Origin of the sequence: Microbacterium sp. Root61, assembly GCF_001427525.1 — a bacterium.
Classification (GTDB): Bacteria; Actinomycetota; Actinomycetes; order Actinomycetales; family Microbacteriaceae; genus Microbacterium.
This window is the reverse complement of sequence record NZ_LMGU01000002.1, coordinates 15375-37458: the sequence shown is the minus strand read 5'-3', so window position 1 is coordinate 37458 and position 22084 is coordinate 15375. Positions and strand designations below refer to the sequence as shown.

Below are 22084 nucleotides of genomic sequence, written 5' to 3'. Positions count from 1 at the left end.
TCGAAAGTGATTTGGGTGGCGTCTTTACAAACTTGTTACATTCACCCGCGGCGCTCCCTCGCCTAGGGTGAGAGTGACGAGGAGGGCCTCCCATGCTCCGCACCGCTGCCGCACGTTCCACCGCCGCCATCACGATCGCCGTTGTCGCCACGTTCGGCCTCGCCGCGTGCACGGGCTCCCCCACCGGCGGATCCTCGCGCTCCGCTGGCGCCTCCGGCAATGTCGACACCCCGGGCGATGAGGGCCAGTCCACAGCAGACGCCTGCGCGCTCATCCAGCAGACGATCTCGGATGCCACGGCAGAGTTCGAATCCGCGTCCAGTGACGACCCCACCCAGGTGGTCGAGAGCATGAAGGCCGCAGCCGAGAAGCTCTCCGCTGCAGCGGCGACGGTCACGAACGACGATGTGGCAGCCCTGCTCCCTTCACTGCAGGAGATGTTCGGCAAGGCCGCCGAAGTCATGCAGGCCATCGTGGACGGCGACACCTCGAAGCTCGGCGACCTGAGCGAGCTCGGCACCGATTTCCAGGCCACGAGCGAGAAGTTCCAGGAGATCTGCACCCCCTGACCACCGCCGGGCTGGGGCCGTGACACGAACGTTGCTCTGTTCACAGGAGCCGTCCCGTACCATATGAGCACGTGTGTTCACAGTCGGGGGTGATGGCGTGACCGATCTGGCAACCAGGCCTGGGGCCGAGGGGGCGCCGTCTGTCGACCCCTCCGTCACCGTGACGGGCGCCAACGCGACCGTTGCGGACGCGACCGAACCGACCGAGCCGGACGTGGCTGAGACTGCCATCGCGACCGCTGAGCTCCACGTTCAGAACGAAGTCGAGACCGTTGACGACGATGCTGAGCCGGCCGAGGCCGACGGTGTCGCGCTCACCGAACCGGACGTTGCTGACGCCGAGGCCGACGCCACTGACTCCGACATCGATGATGTCGAGGCCGAAGCAGACGCTGTTGTGCCGACCGAACCGGACGCGGCTGACGCCGCCACCGCTGAGCAGACCGAGTCGGACCTGATCGAGATCGACGACGATACTGCCGTGCACGCCGAGCAGACCGAGGACGCCGTGGAGCCCGCCACGGCTGAAACCGCCATCGCCACCACCGTGCTCCCCGAGCAGGACGCCGTCGAGGTCGCCACCGCCACCGCGGTGCTGACCGCACCGGACACCGAGCTACTGGCTGAGCCTGCCACCACCGTTCTGACCGAGCCCGATGCCACCGAGGCGGGCGCGACCTACGCCTGGGCCCCGGCAGAACCCGCTCGCAAGAAGCGCCACCTCGGCCTCTGGATCGGCATCCCCGCCGGTGTCGCGGCCCTCGCGCTGGTTGCGTCCTCCCTCGTCCTGATCGCGCCCGGCACCTCCATCGCCGGCGTATCGGTCGGCGGGCTCACGCCCGGTGCCGCAGCCGACGCCGTCCAGCACCGCCTCGACGAGACGACGATCGTGCTCACCGGTACCGGCGACGCGACCGGCGGACAGCTCGGCGCCAGCGTCTCGCACGCAGCAGCCGATGAGATCGCTGTCACCGGTGCGCAGCTCGGCGCGACCGTCGATGCGCGCGATCTCGCCGACTCCGCCTTCGCCGGGCACCCGATGTGGAATCCGACGGCCTGGTTCTCCGAACCGGTCGATGCCGTCGTCATGATCGATACGGATGCCGCGACCGCCGCTCTGCGCGAGGTCGCACCCGAGCTCTACATCGAGCCGACCGACGCCAAGCTCGACTTCGACGCCGCGACCGCCACCTATGTCGTCACGCCGGCGATCGACGGCGAGGGAGTCGATGTCGACGCTGTGCGGCAAGCGCTGCAGAAGGCCTTCGACGAGGGCAAGACGCGTGTGGAGGTCGCCGCGACCACCGCGCCGGTCACCGCGAACACCCCCACCTACGCCGCTCAGGCCGGCGCCGATCGCCTCAACCGCATGCTGGACACCGCCGGGTTCTATGTGGGCGCCGAGCGCACGGTGCCCGTCGACCGCGCGGTCGCGGCATCCTGGATCACCGTGTCCACCGACGAGCGCGGCGCCTTCGTGTACAAGGCAGACCAGGCCGCGATCCAGCAGGTCGTCGACACACTCGCCCCCGCGGTGGACCGGGCACCGGTCAATGCGCTGACGATCACCGACTCCCAGGGCAAGGTGCTGCGCGACGAGACGGTCGGCGTCGACGGGCGCGCCCTCGAATCGACCACGGGCATCGCGAAGCAGTTCGCGGCGCAGCTGGCCACCGGCAACGCCGTCTACGAGCTCCCCATCGCCGTGACGCCGTTCGCCACCACCTCGATCGCCCGCCGCATCGAGGTCGACCTCGGCGAGCAGCGCGCCTACCTCTTCGAGAACGACGTCGTCGTCCAGTCCTGGTACATCTCGTCCGGACTCCCCGGCAACGACACCGACACTGGGCACTTCCGCATCACCTCCAAGCTGCGCACGCAGAACATGGGCAACCAGGACCTCACCAAGGCGCCGAACTACTACACGCCGAACGTCCCCTGGGTGATGTACTACAACGGCGACGAGGCCCTGCACGGCGCCTACTGGCACAACAACTTCGGCAACCGGATGAGCCACGGCTGCGTCAACATGCCGCTCGGCGCCGCCGAGTTCGTCTACGGCTGGGCGCCCATGGGCACCGAGGTCTGGGTCCACTACTAAGCAGTCGCCTCGTGCAACACGGCGCACGGCTTCGGCACGGCGTCGCGCGCGCCCGCGCCCCCCTTTTTCACCGAGACTGCAGTCGAGCCTCGAGACTGCGGGTATTTCCCGCAGTCTCGACCACCCGCTGCAGTCTCGACATCCGGGCGGGCGGGCCGGGCGGGTCGGTCGGGTCGGTCGCCAACACAGAGCACCGGGCGGGTCGGTCGCCAACACCGGGAACCCCACCGCCGCGCGCCGCCTCGGCGCATGCACATCAACGAAAGAGGGGCGGATGCCGCAGCATCCGCCCCTCTTGTCGTTCTCGAGGATCAGCCGAGGTTGTCGATGATCTCGTTGAAAGTCTGCGACGGGCGCATCACGGCCTCGACGAGCTGAGCGTCGGGACGGTAGTAGCCGCCGATCTCGACCGGCGAGCCCTGCACGGCGATGAGCTCGGCGACGATCTCCTTCTCCGCTGCGACCAGCGCGTCGGCGACCGGGGCGAAGACGGCGGCCAGCTCCGGATCCGCCTTCTGTGCGGCGAGCTCCTGCACCCAGTACAGCGCCAGGTAGAAGTGGCTGCCGCGGTTGTCGATGGTGCCGAGCGCGCGGCCGGGCGACTTGTCGTTCTCGAGGAACGTGCCGGTCGCGGCATCCAGCGTGTCCGCCATGACCTGCGCCTTGACGTTGCCCGTGAAGGTCGCGAGGTGCTCGAGCGAGGCGGCCAGTGCGAAGAACTCGCCCAGCGAGTCCCACCTAAGGTAGTTCTCCTCGAGCAGCTGCTGCACGTGCTTGGGGGCCGAGCCGCCCGCGCCTGTCTCGAAGAGCCCGCCGCCGGCGAGCAGCGGAACGATCGAGAGCATCTTGGCGCTGGTGCCGACCTCGAGGATAGGGAACAGGTCGGTGAGGTAGTCGCGCAGCACGTTGCCGGTCACCGAGATGGTGTCCAGGCCCTGACGCAGGCGGTCCATCGAGTACTGCGTGGCCGCGGCCGGCGAGAGGATCTCGATGGTGAGGCCGTCGGTGTCATGGTCGGCGAGGTAGGTCGTGACCTTCTGGATGAGGGCCGCATCGTGCGACCGCGTCTCGTCCAGCCAGAACACGGCCGGCGCACCGCTGGCCCGTGCCCGCGTGACGGCGAGCTTGACCCAGTCGCGGATCGGGATGTCCTTGGTCTGCGTGGCGCGCCAGATGTCGCCCGGCTGCACGGCGTGCTCGAGGAGCACGTCGCCGGCCTGGTTGAGCACCTGGACGCGACCGGCCTCGGCGATCTCGAACGTCTTGTCGTGGCTGCCGTACTCCTCGGCGGCCTGCGCCATCAGACCGACGTTGGGGACGGAGCCGATCGTGGCGGGGTCCAGCGGGCCGTTCACGATGACGTCCTCGATGGCGGTCTGGTAGACGCTCGCGTACGAGGAGTCGGGGATGACAGCCAGCGTCTCGTCCTCGCCACCATCGACGCCCCAGAGCTTGCCGCCGTTGCGGATGAGCGCCGGCATGGATGCGTCCACGATCACGTCGGAGGGTACGTGCAGGTTCGTGATGCCCTTGTCGGAGTTGACGTAGGACAGACGGGGACCGCCGGCCAGGTCGGCCTCGATCGCCGCAGCGATCTCCGCGCCGCCTTCGATCGACGGCAGGCCGGCGAGGATCGCGCCGAGTCCGTCGTTCGCGGTCAGTCCGGCCGCCGCGATGGCGTCGCCATACGTGTCGAACACGTCGGCGAAGTACGCCTTGACGACGTGGCCGAAGATGATCGGGTCGCTGACCTTCATCATCGTGGCCTTGAGGTGCACCGAGTAGAGCACGTTGTCGGCCAGCGCCTCGCTGAGTGTCTCGGCGAGGAACGCGTCCAGAGCGGATGCGGAGAGGAACGTCGCGTCGACGATCTCGCCGGGGAGGACCTTGAGCGCGGTCTTCAGCGGCGTGACGGTGCCGTTCTCGGCGACGTGCTGGATCGTGAGGACGTCGTCGGAGGGGATGACGACGGACTTCTCGTTGGAGCGGAAGTCATCGTGACCCATCGTCACGACGCGGGTCTTGGAGCCCTCGGCGAACGGCTTGTTGCGGTGCGGGTGCTTGCGTGCGTAGTTCTTGACCGACAGGGGCGCGCGGCGGTCGCTGTTGCCCTCGCGCAGCACCGGGTTGACGGCGGAGCCCTTGATGCGGTCGTAGCGGGCGCGCGTGTCCTTCTCCTCGAGGCTCTGCGCCTCGTCCGGATAGTCGGGGATCGCGAAGCCCTGCGCCTGCAGCTCGGCGATGGCCGCCTTCAGCTGCGGGATCGACGCCGAGATGTTCGGAAGCTTGATGATGTTCGCCTCGGGCAGCGTCGCCAGACCGCCGAGCTCAGCGAGGGCGTCGCCCACCTGCTGCTCGGGCGTCAGCTTCTGCGGGAATGCCGCGAGCACGCGGCCGGCGAGGGAGATGTCCCGAGTCTCGACGTCCACCCCTGCCTGGCTGGTGACTGCCTTGATGATCGGCAGGAACGAGGCGGTGGCCAGTGCCGGCGCCTCGTCGGTGTGGGTGTAGATGATGGTCGAGTCGGTCACCGGTGTCGTCTCCATTCGGGTGGTCGTTCCAGCTTATCCCAACGCGATAATTATCTTGATATCGAGATACTTTCGCCGTGAAGCGACTCCGGCGTGACGACATCCGCTCGCCCTCCCCTCGCGTGGGCATTAGCCTGGCACCATGTCTGAGCTGCGCATGGAAGAACTTTCCGCCTCCACGATCGTGGCCGTGAACAACATGTCGCTCAAACCCGGCCAGGAGCAGTACCTGGCCCCGGTGAGCTACGGGATCGCCGCCACCGTGGTCAACCCGCAGACCACGTGGCAGCGCGTCGTGCTCGACGGCGATGTGGTCGTCGGGTTCGTGAGCGCGAACTTCGATCCCGAGGCGCCCGAGGAGCACTTCCGCTCGGTGCTCTGGCGCATCAACGTGGACGCCGATGACCAGGGCCGCGGCGTGGGGCGCTTCGCCGTCAAGCAGCTGCTCGAAGAGGCTCGCACCCGCGGCGTCGACCGTGTCGTCGCGATCTACGAGGCGGGCGAGGACGGCCCCGAGGCCTTCTTCCGCCGCGTGGGATTCACCCCCGTCGGCGAGACCGAGTACGGCGAGGTCATCGCCGAGATCCGCCTCTAGCGCCCCTTCTCGACGGTTCGCGCTGCGGGGTGATTTCGCAGGACATTCGACACTACGGCCGTCCGCGACCGGCGGCGGGTCCTCGGATCCCCCTCCCCCACCGAGGCCTCGTCGCCCTGCGTGAGGGCCGGTTTCTGTGCCCGTTCGGCGGTGTCCGCGCGTACTCGCCGACGGTCGTGGTGGCGCGGATTCGCCGGTGATTGTGACGGACTCGACGAGCGTGAGCGCAGCGGCGGTGGAATCGGTCCTTGTGGCGGGGCGGGTGCGGTACGGATGCGGCGTTGTTCCTGGCGTCATGGACGGATCGCTGCTCGGATGCGTCGATTGCCCGCGTCGCGGCGGGCCGCGCCCATCGGGCGCCGTCGAACGTCGGCGCCGCAGCCATGGCCTGTGTTGACACTGCGCGCACAACTGCCTGCGTACGCGTGTCGGGCAACCTACGCCGTCATTTTCGCTTTGGGGCGCACACAGCGACGGGGTCCGGCTGCGCGATTCGGGCTAGCGACGGCCGGTCGCAATGTCGGAGGTATGTTCTAATGTCGAGGTATGTTCAGCACCGTTGCCGACGAGGGTCTCCCTCCGGACGATGGCGGCTGGGTGCCCCCGTTCCCGGACGCGTTGGACCTGGTTGTGGAGGCGGAGGCGATGCTCGCGGTGTTCGCGGCGCACCGGTACGTGCGTATCGACGCGCTGCGCCGGGAAGCGCTCGCGGACGCGGCCGCCCATGGGCACCTGCTCACGGATGTGATCGAACGTTCGGTCCGTCTGGAGTTGGCGGCGGCGTTGGCGATCACCGAGTCGGCCGCGGGGTTGCTCGTCGCGCACGCGGACGCGTTGGTGCACCGGTATCCGGAGGTGCTCGATTCGCTCGAGGGCGCCCGGATGAGTGCGCGGCACGCCACCGAACTGGTCGACCTGGTGGACACGGTCGAACCGGAGCTGCGCGGGCGGGTGCTGGAGCCGGCGATCGGGTTGGCGGAGGCGCATGCGTTCGGGACGTTCCGTCGGAAGTTGCGGATGCTGGTGGACAGCGTCCGGGCAGCCACCCTCGCCGAGCGGCACGAGCAGGCCCTCCAGCAGCGGCGGGTGGTGGTCACGCCGGCCGAGGACGGGATGGCGTGGTTCATGCTGTTCGGCCCCGCCGTCGAGGTACACGCCATCCACGGCCGTCTCACCGCGATCAGCAAGGTGATCGCCGCCCAGGACCGTGAAACCCGCACGTTGGATCAGTTGCGGGCGGACGTGTGCGGCGACCTCCTCATCGATGGCACCACCGAAGCGACACCCGCCGACGCGCGCGGTATCCGCGCGACCGTCGTGGTCACCGTCCCGGCACTCACGTTGCTGGGCGACGGCGGCGACGGCGGCGGACCGGCCCACGGACAGATGAACCATGGTCAGGCACACGGTAGTCAGGCACGCGGCGAGCAGGCGCACGGCGGTCAGGGAGGCGGTGGCCTCGCAAACGGCGGCCCGGGAAGTTGGGGTCAGGCGAGTGTCGAAGGCCTCGGCCCGATCCCCCTCGCGCGTGCCCGGGAGTTGTGTGGGTCCGCGGAGGGGTGGATGCGGGTGCTGACCCATCCGGAGACGGGAGTGGTGCTGTCGGTGGGGCGGGACAGGTATCGGCCGCCACCGGAGTTGCGGCGCCTGGTGCGGTGGCGGGCGGAGCGATGTATGGCGCCGGGATGCGGCATCCCGGCGGCGCGCTGCGAGATCGATCACACCGTGGCATGGGAACACGGCGGCACCACCGAACTGAGCAACCTCGCCCCGCTGTGCAAAGGCCATCACACGATCAAGCACCACGGCCGGTGGCGCGTGCACCAGATCGCCGACAGCGGCGGCGCCCTGGAATGGACCTCACCCACCGGACGCCACTACCGCGTNACGATCAAGCACCACGGCCGGTGGCGCGTGCACCAGATCGCCGACAGCGGCGGCGCCCTGGAATGGACCTCACCCACCGGACGCCACTACCGCGTCGACCCCGAACGGAAAGTTCCCACGTTCACGCCGTCGAGCAGCGAGGGCAGCATGGCGCCCTTCTGACCCCGGCAATAGAGCCTCGTGCCGATCCGAGTTGCTCGTGCCCCGGCTCAGAGCGGAGCGGCCCAGAGCGGAGCGTCCCAGCCTGCGACCGGCTCGCGCCAGCGGGCACCCATGCCCGAGCGTCAGCCCCTGCGCGGCCGGGACACCACCCTGACCTCGCCTCGGCCAACGCACCCCAACGGCCCACCCACCCAGCGCAACAAAGCCGATGGGGCGCCGGACCGAAGTCCGACGCCCCTCGATGCATGTGGGCCTACGAGCCCTTGCGTGCCTTGAACACGTTGTTGTCCTCGGCCTTCTCGCGCTTTGCGGCGCGCTTCTCCTTGAGAGTCTGCTGAGGAGCCTTCTTATTCGACGTGCTGCTGGGCTTGGTAGCCATGGACTCGCTTCCCTTCACTGAGCTGGCGTGTTCCGGAGACCATAGCCCACTTCCCGAGGAAAAGCATTTCCTGGTCAGCTGGCAAAAAAGCTAGACGAGTGATTCCCTCCAGGCGGCGTGCAGCTGGGAGAACTTTCCGGTGCCGGCGATCAGCGTCTCGGGGGTGTCATCCTCGATGATGCGGCCGTGCTCCATCACCAGAACGCGGTCGGCGATCGCGACGGTGGACAACCGGTGCGCGATGATGATCGCCGTCCGATCGGCCAACAGCGTCTGCAGGGCGTCCTGGATCATCCGCTCGCTGGGCATGTCCAGCGAGGCCGTCGCCTCGTCGAGGATCAGCACCGCCGGGTCGGCGAGGAAGGCCCGCGCGAACGAGATCAGCTGGCGCTGCCCCGCCGACACGCGCCCACCACGCTTGTTGACGTCGGACTGGTAGCCGTCCGGCAGCGCCTGGATGAAGGCATCCGCTCCCACCGCACGCGCCGCCGCCTGGATCTCCTCCAGCGAGGCATCCGGCTTGCCGAGTGCGATGTTGTCGGCGACCGTGCCGGAGAACAGGTAGGCCTCCTGCGTCACCATGACGATCGCGCGCCGCAGGTCCTTCGGGTGCAGGTTGCGCAGGTCGACGTCATCGAGCGTCACCGATCCCTTGCTCGGGTCGTAGAAGCGCGAAATGAGCTTGGCCAGCGTGGACTTGCCCGCGCCCGTCGTGCCCACCAGAGCGATGGTCTGCCCCGCCGGGATGTCGAGGCTGAAGTCGGGCAGGATCGTGCGGTCGCCGACGTAGCCGAACTCGACGTCCTCGAACCGGACGTGTCCGCGCGAGGTCCACAGGTCGACCGGCTCCGCGGGATCGGGAACAGTGAGCTCCTCCTCCAGCACGCCCGACACCTTCTCGAGCGCAGCCGTGGCGGACTGGTACGAGTTCAGGAACATCGCCACCTCCTCCAGCGGGCTGAAGAAGTTGCGGACGTACATGACCACGGCCAGCAGCGTGCCGATCAGCAGCGTGCCGTCGACGACGCGGATAGCGCCCAACAGCAGCACGATCGCCATCGTCACGTTGGCCATCAGGATCAGTCCCGGGTCGAGGATGCCGTAGAGCTTGACCAGCTTGAGGTTCACGCTGCGGTACTCGGCCGAGACCTCCCCGAACTCCTCGTCGTTGCGCTTCTCCTTGCGGAATGCCTTGACGGCGCGGATGCCGGTCATCGTCTCGACGAACTGCACGATCAGCTTCGCGCTGACAACGCGCGAGACCCGGAATCCCTTCTGCGACTCGAGGTAGAACCACCGCATCAGGAAGGCCAGCGGGATACCCATGAACAACAGCACGACGCCGCTCTGCCAGTCGAGGATGAACAGCATGGCGAGCGTGAAGATGCCGAACAGCGCGCCCTGGACCAGCTGGTTGAGGCCGCCGTCCAGGAGCTCGCGGATCGACTCCAGATCGCTCGTCTGCCGCGAGATGATGCGTCCAGACGTGTAGCTCTCGTGGAACTCGAGGCTCAGGCGCTGCGTGTGCCGGAAGATCCGGGTGCGCAGATCGGTCAGCACCGCCTGCGTCAGCCGCGCCGACAGCACGACGAACAGCCCGATCAGGGCCGCTCCCCCGACGCCCGTGACGATGTACACCGCGGTCACGCCGAAGGCCGGCATCCAATTCGCCTGCTCGACCGCGTACGGAAGAGCCGTGTTGATGCCGTAGGCGATCAGCACGGGCCCGAGGACCCGCAGACCGGTGGAGGCGACGATCACCACTCCGGTGAGGATGACGAGCTTCCGCAGAGGCTTCAGGAGCGACCCGAGCAGGTGAAGCGACCGCAGACGGATCTGCTTGCTCTCGGCCTTCGTGTAGTCGTGGCGGTCTTCGCCGCTGGTACCGGTGACAGTGGTCACAGGTTCACCTCCGCTTCGCGCTGACGCAGATCCTCGGCCTCGAGGCTCGAGATCACGTGTCGATAATGTTCGTTGTCGCGCAGCAACTCCGAGTGGGTGCCGACGCCGACGATGCGGCCGGCCTCCAGCACCGCGACGCGGTCGGCGAGCGACACGGTCGACGGACGGTGCGCGACGATGAGGGCCGTAGTGGTGGCCAGGACCCGCCGCAGCGCAGCCTCGACCAGCGCCTCGGTGTCGACGTCCAGCGCGCTCAGCGGGTCGTCCAGCACCAGCACGGCGGGCCGTGCCGCTACGGCGCGCGCGAGCGCGAGCCGCTGGCGCTGGCCGCCGGACAGGCTGAGCCCCTCTTCGCCCACCGCCGTCTCGACGCCGTCGGGCAGCTCGTACGCGAAGTGCGCCTGGGCGATCTCGAGAGCCTCGCGCAAGGCCGCATCGGCCTCCGGGCTGTGGATGTCGAGATCGTCGCGACCTATGAGCACGTTCTCGCGGACGGATGCCGAGAACAGCGTCGCGTCCTCGAACGCCATCGAGATGTGCGTGCGCAGCTCGTCGAGCCGCAGGTCGCGCACATCGACGCCGTCCAGTTCGACAGTGCCACCGGTCACGTCGTACAGCCGCGTCGGCAGGGTCGTCAGGGTCGTCTTGCCCGAGCCCGTCAGCCCGACCAGCGCCATGGTCTCGCCGGGTCGCAGCACGAGGTCGATGCCGTTGAGCAGGTCGCGCTCGGTGTCACCGGCATCCTGATACCGGAAGTGCACCCCGCGGAAGGCGAGCTCACCGCGCGGCTGCGCGATGGTGACCGGGTTCTCCGGGTCGACGATGGTGTTCTCCTCGTCGAGCACCTCGAAGATGCGGTCGGTCGCCGTGCGGGCGTCGATCAGGAAGGAGAAGAGGAAGCCGAGCGACTCGATCGGCCAGCGCAGCGCCGTGGCCATCACGAAGAACGCGAACAGCTCGCCGACGGTGAGCTGTCCCACCGAGGTGAGGTAGATGCCCGCGAGCAGACACAGCGCGAAGGCGATCATCGGCATGACCTCGAGCCAGAACCAGAGCACGCCGACCTCGCGCGCCTTGCGCAGCTCGGTCGTGCGCAGCGTCTCGACCTGCTCGCGGAACTTCTGCAGTGCATGCTTGCCGCGACCGAAGGCCTTCAGCACACGGATGCCGTGCACGCTCTCCTCGACCGCAGTGGCGAGGTCGCCGGCCTGGTCCTGGCTCATCCGCGCGAGCGTGCCGTAGGAGCGCTCGAAGCGGAAGCCGACCCACCACAGCGGGATCGACACGACGAGGAAGATGGTGCCCAGCAGCCAGTGCCAGCGGAACAGCAGCACGGAGCCGATGATGATGGTCAGCACGTTGACCACGAGCAGGATCAGGCCGAAAACCAGCCAACGGCGGATGAGGTTGATGTCCTGCATCATGCGGCTGAGCAGCTGCCCCGACTGCCACCGGTCGTGGAATGCGACGGGCAGACGCTGGAGGCGGCGGTAGAACTGCTGGCGGATCTCGTACTCGACACCCGTTCCGGGGGTGAGCACGAACGCGCGGCGCAGGAAGACGAACAGCGCCTCCAGCACGCCGAGCACCAGCACGCCGATCGACGCCCACACGATCATGACCATGTTGCCGGTGGCGATCGGGCCGTCGACCGCGGCCTGCAGGACGAGCGGGATGAGCAGGGTCATCACGGCGGCGCCGAGCGCCGAGAGGGCACCCATCGCCAGACGGCCCTTGACCGGCCAGACGAACGGGATGAGGCGGGCCAGCGCCTTCGGAGTGGAAAGACGTTCAGGAGAAGAAGTGGGAGTCATGATCCTTGCGGGATGGTTGCGCGATGGTGGAGAGAGGAGGGCGCGACAGAGCGCCGCACCGTGGGGTGTCGGGGAGAAACGCGAGAACCGGCGAAACTGCGCCGGAAGGAGTTGTCGGAGGCGCTTATCCCTCGAAGTCGACGCGCGACCCACCCGGGAAGATGGACGCAAGCGGCTTCGCAGTGACGACATTCACAGCGACGATGGCCTGGTACATGGCATCCTCCTCGGATCGGTGAGCGGGGTCGTCGCACCGTGGTTGCCCACGGTGCGACAGCCCTCCAGCCTATATCTGAGTGTTTCCTGGACGCAAGGGTCGATTCTTCGCCCCGCCAGCCGCGGGTCAGGCCGCGCGTTCGCGGGCGAGCAGGCTGTCCTTGACGTCCAGGCCCCAGGCGAATCCGCCCAGCGTGCCGTCCGAGCGCAGTACACGATGGCACGGCACGAACAGCGCCGGGGCGTTGCGGGCGCAGATGGATGCCGCGGCCCGAACGGCGGACGGCTGCCCGAGCGTGGCGGCGAACTCCGAGTAGGTCAGCGGACGGCCCGGTGCGATCCGGCGCAGCGCCGCCCAGCCGGCGCGCTGCATCGTGGTGCCGCCCTGCGACACCTCGACGTCGTCGATGGCGTGCAGATCGCCGCCGTAGTAGGCCGCGACGGCGGCCGCGGCGTCCGTCTCTCCGTCAGTCGTCGACTCCGGCACGAGCGCGCGCGGGATCCGGGCGAGGGCGACGACGTGGTCGGCGGTCCACCCGGAGGCGAGCACGCGCTGGCGGTCGTCGACGACGATCGTGAACGCGCCGTCGGGGGTGTCGACGGTCTGGATGAGTGCAGTGGTCATGAGTGTGCCTCCGGTTCGAGCGTGCGGCGGCGGACGGTCGGGGCCGCGCGCCAGAGATGGGTCGTGAGATAGCTGCGCCACGGCGCGGTGCGCGCGGCCCAGTCGGTGAGCGGGCCGGGTTCGGCCGGGATCCCGATCGCGGCGGCACCGGAGCGGACGGCGACATCGCCCGGCAGGAACACGTCGGGATCGCCGAGTACCCGCATGCGCACGTAGTCGGCGGTCCACGGCCCGATACCGGGCCGGGCCAGAAGCGCGGCACGCTGGTCGATCGCATCGTCGCCGGTACCGAGCGACAGCTCGCCCGAGACCAGCGCGGCGGCGGCACCCGTGATCGCGCGGATGCGGGCGGCCGGCCCGCGCAGCACCTCGGCTCCGTGCTCGGCGATCGCGGCCATGGTCGGGAACAGCCGGTCGGTGCCATCGAAGCCTTCGACCCGCTCCCCCAGCGCGTCGGTGAGTGAGGTGAGGGCCGTGCGTGCGGCGGACACGGTGATCTGCTGCCCGACCATGGCGCGGATGAGCATCTCGTGCGGGTCGGCGGCGCCGGGCACGCGGATGCCGGGCGTCGCCTCCACGAGCGGGCGGAGTTCCGGATGCCGCGACAGCGCCTCGTCGATCGCGATCGGGTCGGCGTCCAGGTCGAACAGGCGTCGCGCCCGCGTGACGAGCGTCGACAGGTCACCGAGATGCGTCAGTCGCGCGCGCAGGCGCACGCGGGACGCGTCGTCGACGCGCAGCTCGAACCAGGCCGGACCGCCCGACAGGGCGATCGTGCGGGCGAAGGAGGTCGGAGTCGCGACCTCGACACCGGGAACCGCGCGGGCCGCCATCCAGGCGAACAGTCCGCCCGCGTCGAGCGGGCCGCGGTGCGGCAGCACCAGGTCGATCGCGCCGGGCGTGACGATGTTCGTGCCACGGCGCCGTGCGCGCAGGTCGAGCGGCGGCATCCCGAACACCTCCCGCACGGTGTCGTTGAACTGGCGCACGCTGGCGAAGCCCGCGGAGAACGCGACGTCCGCTGCAGGCAGGTCGGTGCCGACCAGCAGCATCCGCGCCGTGTGGGCGCGGTGCGCGCGGCTGAGGGCGAGCGGACCCGCGCCGAGCTCGGCGGTGAGCAGTCGCGTGAGGTGCCGCGACGAATAGCCGAGGCGGGCCGAGAGGCCCGGGACGCCCTCGCGCTCGACGACCCCGTCGGCGATGAGCCGCATGGCCCGTGCGGTCACGTCGCCGCGGATGTTCCACGCCGGCGAACCGGGCGCCGCCTCGGGCAGGCAGCGCTTGCAGGCGCGGTAGCCCGCCTCATGCGCCGCGGCGCTCGTCGCGTAGAACGTGACGTTGCTCGGCTTCGGAGTACGTGCCGGGCAGCTCGGGCGGCAGTAGATGCGCGTCGAGCTCACGGCTGTGACGAACTGTCCGTCGAACCGCGGATCGCGGGACTCGATGACGCGATACCGCTCGTCGAAGCTCATGGTCGGTGTGTTCACAGCACTAGCCTGACACGCTCCACCGACACCGGCTGGCGGAAAACGGACACGGTGATGAGGCCAACTGCCATGTCGTGGCACCCCTCGACTCTCCGCGGCGACCCCCCTAGCGTGAAGACATGGACGAACGAGAATACGACGTCATCGTGATCGGTGCGGGAGCGGTGGGCGAGAACGCGGCAGACCGCGCGATGCAGGGCGGTCTGCGCACCGTCATCGTCGAGGCCGAGCTCGTGGGCGGCGAATGCTCCTACTGGGCGTGCATGCCGTCGAAGGCGCTGCTGCGCGCCGCAGCGGCCGTACGGGCCGCGCAAGACGTGGACGGAGCGAAGCAGGCCGTGACGGGCGACCTCGATGTCGCCGGCGTCCTGCGGCGCCGCGATCGGATCGCGCACGACTGGAACGACGACTCCCAGGTCACCTGGCTCGCCGAGACCGGGATCGACCTCGTGCGCGGCCACGCCGAATTCATCGGGGTCAAGCGGGTGCGGGTCACCGCGGCCGACGGCACCGTCACCCTGCTTAAGGCCCGCCACGCCGTGGTCGTGGCGACCGGGTCGGTCCCGCTGCTGCCCGACGTCCCCGGGCTGCGGGAGATCGCGCCGTGGACCAGCCGCGACGCGACCAGCGCCCACGACATCCCGGACTCGCTCGCGATCATCGGCGGCGGTGTCGTGGCTGTGGAGATCGCCACCGCCTACGCCGGGCTGGGCGCGAAGGTGACGCTTATCGCGCGGTCCGGGGTCCTCGGCACGATGGAACCGTTCGCCGCGGAACTCGTACAGCAGTCGCTGGACCGCCTCGGTGTGACGGTGCGCACCCACGTCGAGGTCGTTTCCGCCCATCGCACCGAGAAGAACGCCGTGCTGGCGCTCGATGACGGGGGCCGCGTCGTCGCTCAGCAGGTGCTCGTCGCGACCGGACGCACCGCCCGCACGGGCGACCTCGGCGTGGAGACCATCGGCCTCGCCGCCGGCGCATGGCTCACCGTCGACGACACAATGCTCGTGACAGGCACGGACTGGTTGTACGCCGTCGGCGACGTCAACCATCGCGCCCTGTTCACCCACCAGGGCAAGTACCAGGCGCGCGCGGCGGGCGATGTGATCGCGGCTCGGGCGAAGGGCGAGAAGGTGGATGACGCACCCTGGGGCGCGCATGTCGCGACCGCCGACCATGCCCATGTCCCGCAGGTCACCTTCACGGATCCGGAGGTCGCGTCGGTGGGGCTCACCGTTGCGGCCGCAGAGGCTGCGGGCCACCGCATCCGCGTCCTGGACTACGACCTGTCCTGGCTCGCGGGAGCGACCACACGCGCCGACCACTACGAGGGTCAGGCGCGGGCTGTCGTCGATGAGGATCGCGGCGTGCTCATCGGTATGACGTTCGTCGGTCCGGACGTGGCCGAACTGCTGCACGCCGCGACCATCGCGATCGTCGGGGAAGTACCCCTCACGCGCCTGTGGCACGCCGTGCCGTCGTACCCGACGCTCAGCGAGGTGTGGCTGCGCCTGCTCGAGGCCTACGGACGACCGGCCGCCTGACCCGGAGGTCAGACGGCCGGTCGGTCACCGATGCGGGTCAGTGGAAGAAGTGACGCTCACCCGTGAAGAACATCGTCACGCCGGCCTTGCGGGCAGCGTCGATGACCTCTTCATCGCGCACGGAGCCGCCGGGCTGCACGATCGCCGAGACACCGGCGTCGATCAGCACCTGGGGGCCGTCCGCGAACGGGAAGAAGGCGTCGGATGCCGCGACCGATCCTGCGGCACGATCCCCCGCCCGCTCGACCGCGAGGCGGCAGGAGTCGACCCGGTTCACCTGTCCCATGCCGACGCCGACCGTGGCCGAGCCCTTGGCCAGCACGATGGCGTTGGACTTGACGGCGCGGCACGCCTTCCACGCGAAGATGAGGTTCGTCATCTCGGCTTCGTCCGGACGCTCACCGGAGACGAGCTCCCAGTTCTTCGCGACCGATTCGATGTCGTCGGGGAAGCGGTCCGCGTCCTGCAGCAGCAGTCCGCCGGAGACGAGGCGCACGTCCATGCGCTCCTGCTGCCAGTCGGTCGGCAGCTGCAGCACGCGCAGGTTCTTCTTGAGCGCGAAGACCTCCAGGGCGGCGGGCTCGAAGTCGGGCGCGACGATCACCTCGGTGAAGATGTCGCGCAGGTTCTCCGCCATCTTCAAGGTGACTGTGCGGTTCGCCGCGATGACGCCGCCGAACGCCGACACCGGGTCGCACTCGTGCGCGCGCAGGTGGGCGCTGGCGATGGGGTCCAGCGCGTTCGGGGCCGCGACCGCGATGCCGCAGGGGTTGGCGTGCTTGATGATCGCGACGGCGGGCTTGACCATGTCGAAGGCGGCGCGCAGGGCGGCGTCGGCGTCGATGTAGTTGTTGTACGACATCTCCTTGCCCTGCAGCTGTGTCGCCTGGGCGATGCCGTGGCCGCCGGTGCGGGAGTAGATCGCCGCGCGCTGGTGCGAGTTCTCGCCGTAGCGGAGCGTCGCGAGGCGCTCGGCGCTGATCGTGAGGTGGGCGGGGAGGTCTTCCTCCGACCCGAGGGTGCCGTCGGCGAACCAGGTGGCGACCGCAGTGTCGTACGCCGCGGTGTGGGCGAACGCCCGTGCCGCGAGCTCGCGGCGCTGCGTCAACGACGTGCCGCCGGCCTTGATGGCATCGATCACGCCCGAGTAGGACTCGGGCGAGACGACGATGGCGACGTTGGCGTGGTTCTTCGCCGAGGCGCGGACCATCGCGGGGCCGCCGATGTCGATCTGCTCGACCACGTCGTCGCCCTGGGCGCCGGAGGCGACCGTCTCGATGAACGGGTACAGGTTGACCACGACGAGCTCGAAGGGCGCGATGCCCAGCTCGGCGAGCTGACGCTCGTGATCTTCGAGGCGCAGGTCGGCCAGGAGGCCGGCGTGCACGCTCGGGTGCAGTGTCTTGACGCGACCGTCGAGGGACTCGGGGAAGCCCGTGACCGAGGAGACGTCCGTGACGGCGAAGCCCGCGTCGCGGATGGTCGCGGCCGTCGAACCGGTCGAGACGATCTCGGCGCCGCTGGCGGCGAGCGCCTCGGCGAGCCTCAGCAGGTCGGTCTTGTCGCTGACGGAGACGAGCGCGCGCCGGATCGGGACGATGTCGCGCTCACGGTACAGAGAGGGGTCGTGGGCCGGACCGGCCATAAGGGGCTCCTGACGGATCGGGGCTGGAGGGAGTTCAGGGGGCGGAGAGATCGAGCTCGCCGGTCGCGATGCGGCGCACCACATCGACGAGGAGGCGACGCTCGACGGGCTTGATGCGCTCGTGCAGCGTGTGCTCGTCGTCGTCCGAGCGAATCGGCACGCGCTCCTGCGCGAGGATCGGTCCGCTGTCGACGCCGTTGTCCACCACGATGATGCTGGCGCCGGTCTGGGTCGCACCGGCGGCGAGCGCATCGCGCACGCCATGGGCGCCGGGGAACTCGGGCAGGTACGCCGGGTGCGTGTTGATGATGCGCGGCGACCACGCGTCCACGACCTCGGCGGGCAGCAGCCGCATGAGACCGCTGAGCACGATCAGGTCGGGACGCCACACGGCCAGCTGGGTCGCGAGCTCCGCGCCCCACGCTTCGCGCGAGTCGAACTCGCTCCACGGGACGAGGAAGGTCGGGATACCGTAGGCCTGCGCGTGCGCAAACCCGTCGGCCTCGCGATCGGCGCCGACGACGACGATCCGGGCGGGATAGTCCTCCTCGGCCGCGGCATCCAGCAGGGCCTTCAGATTGGAGCCCGCGCCGGAGATGAGGACCGCGACCGTGAGCACGGGCTCAGTCTACCGGCGGGAGCGGGCCGGGCCGGCGCGGAGCCGGGCCTCCCGTCTCATCCTCCGGGACAGGGGTGACGACGGCAGGCGGGAAGGGCGGCAGCGGCTCCGCGGCGACCGGCACGAACGTCGGCAGCGGCTCGAGCGGGCCGGTCTCGTCGGTGCCCGGGGTGGCAGCATCCTCGACCGTGAGGGCGACGTCGTGCGAGCCCTCGTGCCCGCGCGAGCGTGAGCGCGAGGACGGGGAGAGCAATAGGATGCCGGCACCCACCAGCACCTCCAGGCCCACGACCAGCGCGACCGGCCCCGGCTGCGGACCGACCTCGGCAAGCCGCCCGGGCCCGATCGATCCCGATGCCAGGGCGGCCATCAGTGCCGCTCCCGCGCCGGCCAGCACGGCGATCGCCAGGGTCAGCGCGAGGCGCGCGGCGATGGGCTCGTGCTCGTGCTCGTGCTCGGGCTCCGGCTCCTCGACGACCTCCGGCGGTGCTCCGATCAGTCCTTCGAGCGACGCCGTCGCCCACGGGGCAGCCGTCTGCGGAATGACGCGGTCGGCCGCAACGGCGCGCGGGGCGACGAGTCTCGAGCGGGCGATCCATCCGGCGAGGGCGCCCAGCGCGACCGGCAGCAGTGCGAGCAGGAGCAGCCACGGCGAGGACGACTCCGGGACCGCGCCGAAGACGGGGATGCCGGGGACGACGCCGACCTGGGTGCCGGACGGCGACACGGCCGTGTCCACACCCAGTGCGAAGCCGGGTCCCGCGATGTAGCAGAAGGCCCAGATCGCGAGGTTCGGCAGGTAGGCGAGCTGTGCGAGCGTCGTCACGGTCGCGCCCAGCGCATCCATGTGGCCGGCCTCGAACAGCGCGATGACATCGCCGCCACCGACCAGGAGTGCCACCGCCACGGCGAGCGCACCCAGCCCGAGCAGCCCGACCCAGACGACGACGGCGCCGAGGGCTGCGAGCCCGGGGACCTCGCTCCAGCCGTGCGGACGCTCCTCGGCACGGTCGCGCAGACGTGCGATCACGCCCGCCCCGGCTTCGCGCCACTCGGTGACGACGGCCCCGGCGATGGCGGGGAGCACGAACACGAGGGTCGGGAAGAGGACGGCCTGCCACAGGTGGATCGCGGCGACCGGGTTGCGCGCGCTGAGCGCGATGAGAGTGGTCAGCGCTGCGAAGGTCACGCTGCCCGCGATGACGCCGGTGGCCCAGCCGTCCGCGCGCGACCCACGGGCGCCGGAGCGGGCGGCGAAGATCGCGGTGAAGGCGGTGAGCGCCAGCGGTGCGAGAGAGAGGACGAAGGATGCCGCATCCGGGGCGATCCCCGCCTCGACCAGGTACAGCTCCGGCAGGGTGATGAACAGAGGCACGAGATGCCCGAGCTGCCAGATGGAGGCCCCCACCGGCCAGAGTGTGGCCCAGTCCGCGGTGCCGCCGAATCCGACCACCCACAGCACGGTGAGCGGGGCCAGGACGAGGACCACGCCCGCTGCGGCGGCGACGGCCGCGTCGAACGCGGACAGGAGTGCGATGAGGAGACGATGCATGCCTCATCGACCCTACCGAGCGCCGTGGGGCCTCCCCGCACGGCCACGCCCGACGAAGCATCCGTTCAGCTTCTCCACAGGAAAGCCCGCAAGACCGCTAACGTCTTACGCGGAGGTCAACCTATGACAACGACGCCGTCGCCCGAGACAGCAACAGACGCCCAGCCGGTCGAACCCCGCAACGGGTTCGACCGATTCTTCGAGATCACCCGCCGCGGCTCGACGATCGGAACCGAGATCCGAGGCGGTGTCGTGACGTTCGTCACGATGGCCTACATCGTGATCCTGAACCCGATCATCCTGTCCAGCGGTACGGATGTCGTCGGCAACCAGCTCGGCTTCTCGGCGGTCACGGCGGTCACCGCACTCACCGCCGGTGTCATGACGATCCTGTTCGGCCTCGTCACGCGCCTGCCGTTCGCGTTCGCCGCCGGGCTCGGCATCAACTCCTTCCTCGCCGTCAGCGTCGTCGGGCAGGTGACATGGCCCGAAGCCATGGGCCTGGTCGTCATCAACGGTCTGATCATCGTGATCCTCGCGGCCACCGGCCTGCGCCGCATGATCTTCGACGCCGTGCCCGTGCAGCTCAAGCTCGCGATCACCGTCGGTATCGGCCTCTTCATCGCGTTCATCGGTTTCGTCGACGCCGGCTTCGTCACGGCGACCGGTGCGAACTCTCCCCCGGTCGGGCTCGGCATCGCCGGCTCGATCGCCACCGTCCCGACACTGATCTTCGTCTTCACGCTGCTGCTCACCGGCATCCTGGTGGCCCGCAAGGTCAAGGGCGGCATCCTCATCGGACTCGTCTCCGGCACGCTGGTCGCGGTCATCGTCGAGGCGATCTGGAACATCGGACCCAAGTTCAGCGACGACGGCGTCAACCCCGGCGGCTGGGGCCTCTCGGTCCCCGAACTGCCCGGCTCGCTCGTCAGCGTTCCCGACCTCTCCCTCATCGGCCAGGTCTCGCTCTTCGGCTCGTTCGAACGGATCGGCGCGCTGGCGGCACTCATGCTCGTCTTCACGCTGGTGTTCACCAACTTCTTCGACGCGATGGGCACCATGACGGGCCTGTCCAAGGAAGCCGGCCTCGCCAACGAGAAGGGCGACTTCCCGCGCATCAAGTCCGCGCTGATCGTCGAAGGTGTCGGCGCGGTCGCCGGCGGCTATGCCTCGGCCTCGTCCAACACGGTGTTCATCGAGTCCGGCTCCGGCATCGGCGAGGGCGCCCGCACGGGTCTCGCGAACGTCGTGACCGGTCTGCTGTTCCTCATCGCGATGTTCTTCACGCCGCTCGTCTCGATCGTTCCGACCGAGGTCGCGGCCTCGGCCCTGGTGATCGTCGGCGCGATGATGATGGCGCAGATCAAGTACATCGACTTCTCGGACTTCTCGATCCTCCTGCCGGTGTTCCTTGCGATCACCGTCATGCCGCTGACCTACTCGATCGCCAACGGCATCGGTGCGGGCTTCGTCTCCTGGGTGATCGTCCGCTCGCTCTCCGGCAAGGCGCGCCAGATCAGCCCGCTGCTGTGGGTCGTCGCGGCCGGCTTCGCGATCTACTTCGCGCGTGGCCCCGTCGAGGCGCTGCTCGCCCAGTAGCAACACGTGAAGCGAGCGGATGCCCCTTGTCGGAGCATCCGCTCGCTTCTGCGTTGGCGGGGCTCGGAGGCCATCAGCGCAGCGGAGTCCAGCCCGACGGCAGGGGTCCATCGGTCGCCGCGCGCTCTGCATCGGTCCGCGCCGACCAGCCCTGGGCCGCATCGGTTCCGTCGAAACCGCCGCGGGCGACGCGCAGTCCCACGTCGTCATGGTGCATGCGGGGCGCTCCCCCGCGGCGGGTCGAGGCGCGTACGCTCCAGGCGTCGTCGGCGAAGCCGCCGCCGCGGAACACCCGGTAGTCGCCGTAGCGAGCGGGATCCAGCAGGTCCCAGCACCACTCCCACGCGTTGCCGAGGGTGTCGAAGAGCCCGTTGAGGTTGGGCAGGCGACCACCGACGTTCTGCGGCGAGGTCACGCCGTCGGCGCTGGTCCAGGCGACGTCCGCGAGCGGCCCGTAGTGCGCGCCCGTCGAGCCCGCCCGGCACGCGTGCTCCCACTCGGCCTCGGTCGGCAGGCGGAACCCGTCGGAGTCGACGTGCCACGTCACCTCCTCGCCGTCGAACGTGTAGGCGGGGTCGAGCCCCTCCCACTCCGAGGCGGCGTTGCAGAAGCGGATCGCGCGCAGCCAGCTCACATCGACGGCGGGGCGCTGCGGATGCACGGCGGTCTCGCCGAGCATCTCGGCGAACTGCGCCTGGGTGACCGCGTAGACGCCGATCTCGAAGGGTTCGAGCTCGACGTTCCAGCGCACCTTCCGGCGTGCGTCGTGCAGGGTGACCGTGCCCGCGTCGATCCGCGCGAGTTCGATGTCCGTCATGCTCTACGACCGCGCTGGGCGGATGCGGCGGCATCCGTCA

At 69.5% G+C, this 22084-nt stretch carries 15 protein-coding genes and 1 pseudogene; 6 read left to right on the top strand and 10 right to left on the bottom strand.

Translation table 11 applies throughout. The annotated features are described in order from the left end of the window. The first annotated feature begins 92 nt into the window (after positions 1–92). Together ASD65_RS16470 and ASD65_RS16465 are read left to right on the top strand one after the other, a co-directional pair. The gene (locus tag ASD65_RS16470; protein ID WP_056225189.1) at positions 93–569 is read left to right on the top strand and encodes a hypothetical protein; all 477 of its coding nucleotides are present in this window, start codon (positions 93–95) and stop codon (positions 567–569) included. Between the two features lie 97 nt (positions 570–666). Continuing rightward, complete coding sequence (locus ASD65_RS16465; RefSeq protein WP_056226342.1) at positions 667–2670, top strand: L,D-transpeptidase family protein; 2004 nt, start codon at positions 667–669, stop codon at positions 2668–2670. A gap of 311 nt (positions 2671–2981) precedes the next feature. On the opposite strand, the gene ASD65_RS16460 is transcribed toward ASD65_RS16465, so the two are convergent. Beyond that, positions 2982–5201 carry an NADP-dependent isocitrate dehydrogenase gene (locus ASD65_RS16460; RefSeq protein WP_056226339.1) on the bottom strand — a complete coding sequence of 740 codons (2220 nt, stop codon included), beginning with the start codon at positions 5199–5201 and terminating at the stop codon, positions 2982–2984. 142 nt (positions 5202–5343) lie between these two features. Here ASD65_RS16460 and ASD65_RS16455 point away from each other — a divergent pair, with 142 nt between their 5' ends. Continuing rightward, positions 5344–5796, top strand: a complete 453-nt coding sequence (locus tag ASD65_RS16455) for a GNAT family N-acetyltransferase (RefSeq protein WP_056225186.1) — start codon at positions 5344–5346, stop codon at positions 5794–5796. Between the two features lie 546 nt (positions 5797–6342). Further along, a pseudogene (locus tag ASD65_RS16450) lies at positions 6343–7682 on the top strand (DUF222 domain-containing protein); the annotation flags it as partial. 416 nt (positions 7683–8098) lie between these two features. Here ASD65_RS16450 and ASD65_RS19410 read toward each other — a convergent pair. The 5 genes from ASD65_RS19410 to ASD65_RS16430 all read right to left on the bottom strand — a co-directional run bounded on the left by ASD65_RS19410 (position 8099) and on the right by ASD65_RS16430 (position 14253). Further along, entirely contained in the window at positions 8099–8224 is a 126-nt protein-coding gene (locus ASD65_RS19410) for a hypothetical protein (protein WP_268778146.1), read from the bottom strand. Between the two features lie 90 nt (positions 8225–8314). Then, positions 8315–10126 carry an ABC transporter ATP-binding protein gene (locus ASD65_RS16445; protein ID WP_056225182.1) on the bottom strand — a complete coding sequence of 604 codons (1812 nt, stop codon included), beginning with the start codon at positions 10124–10126 and terminating at the stop codon, positions 8315–8317. After that, the gene (locus ASD65_RS16440; RefSeq protein WP_056225178.1) at positions 10123–11940 is read right to left on the bottom strand and encodes an ABC transporter ATP-binding protein; all 1818 of its coding nucleotides are present in this window, start codon (positions 11938–11940) and stop codon (positions 10123–10125) included. Before ASD65_RS16440 ends, ASD65_RS16445 begins: the two co-directional genes overlap by 4 nt. Before the next feature lie 343 nt (positions 11941–12283). After that, the gene (locus ASD65_RS16435) at positions 12284–12781 is read right to left on the bottom strand and encodes a methylated-DNA--[protein]-cysteine S-methyltransferase (RefSeq protein WP_056225176.1); all 498 of its coding nucleotides are present in this window, start codon (positions 12779–12781) and stop codon (positions 12284–12286) included. Next, positions 12778–14253, bottom strand: a complete 1476-nt coding sequence (locus ASD65_RS16430; protein ID WP_056226333.1) for an AlkA N-terminal domain-containing protein — start codon at positions 14251–14253, stop codon at positions 12778–12780. Before ASD65_RS16430 ends, ASD65_RS16435 begins: the two co-directional genes overlap by 4 nt. Before the next feature lie 134 nt (positions 14254–14387). Between ASD65_RS16430 and ASD65_RS16425 the strand changes: the two genes are divergently transcribed. Beyond that, positions 14388–15812: a dihydrolipoyl dehydrogenase family protein gene (locus tag ASD65_RS16425; protein ID WP_056225172.1), complete on the top strand. Its 1425-nt coding sequence runs from the start codon at positions 14388–14390 to the stop codon at positions 15810–15812. Positions 15813–15849: 37 nt separating this feature from the next. Here the strand turns inward: ASD65_RS16425 and purH are convergent, their stop codons facing one another. The 3 genes from purH to ASD65_RS16410 are packed head-to-tail and all read right to left on the bottom strand — an operon-like array spanning position 15850 to position 19628. Continuing rightward, entirely contained in the window at positions 15850–17457 is a 1608-nt protein-coding gene (gene purH / locus ASD65_RS16420) for a bifunctional phosphoribosylaminoimidazolecarboxamide formyltransferase/IMP cyclohydrolase (RefSeq protein ID WP_056225169.1), read from the bottom strand. Positions 17458–17491: 34 nt separating this feature from the next. Further along, positions 17492–18076 carry a phosphoribosylglycinamide formyltransferase gene (gene purN / locus ASD65_RS16415; RefSeq protein ID WP_056225166.1) on the bottom strand — a complete coding sequence of 195 codons (585 nt, stop codon included), beginning with the start codon at positions 18074–18076 and terminating at the stop codon, positions 17492–17494. 4 nt (positions 18077–18080) lie between these two features. Further along, entirely contained in the window at positions 18081–19628 is a 1548-nt protein-coding gene (locus tag ASD65_RS16410; RefSeq protein WP_200948727.1) for a cell division protein PerM, read from the bottom strand. 123 nt (positions 19629–19751) lie between these two features. On the opposite strand from ASD65_RS16410, the gene ASD65_RS16405 reads away from it, so the two are divergent. After that, positions 19752–21227, top strand: a complete 1476-nt coding sequence (locus ASD65_RS16405) for an NCS2 family permease (protein WP_056225163.1) — start codon at positions 19752–19754, stop codon at positions 21225–21227. A 73-nt stretch (positions 21228–21300) separates the two neighbouring features. Here ASD65_RS16405 and ASD65_RS16400 read toward each other — a convergent pair whose 3' ends face one another. Continuing rightward, a complete protein-coding gene (locus ASD65_RS16400; RefSeq protein WP_056225159.1) occupies positions 21301–22044 on the bottom strand; it encodes a formylglycine-generating enzyme family protein in 744 nt (247 codons plus the stop codon). Positions 22045–22084 lie beyond the last annotated feature (40 nt).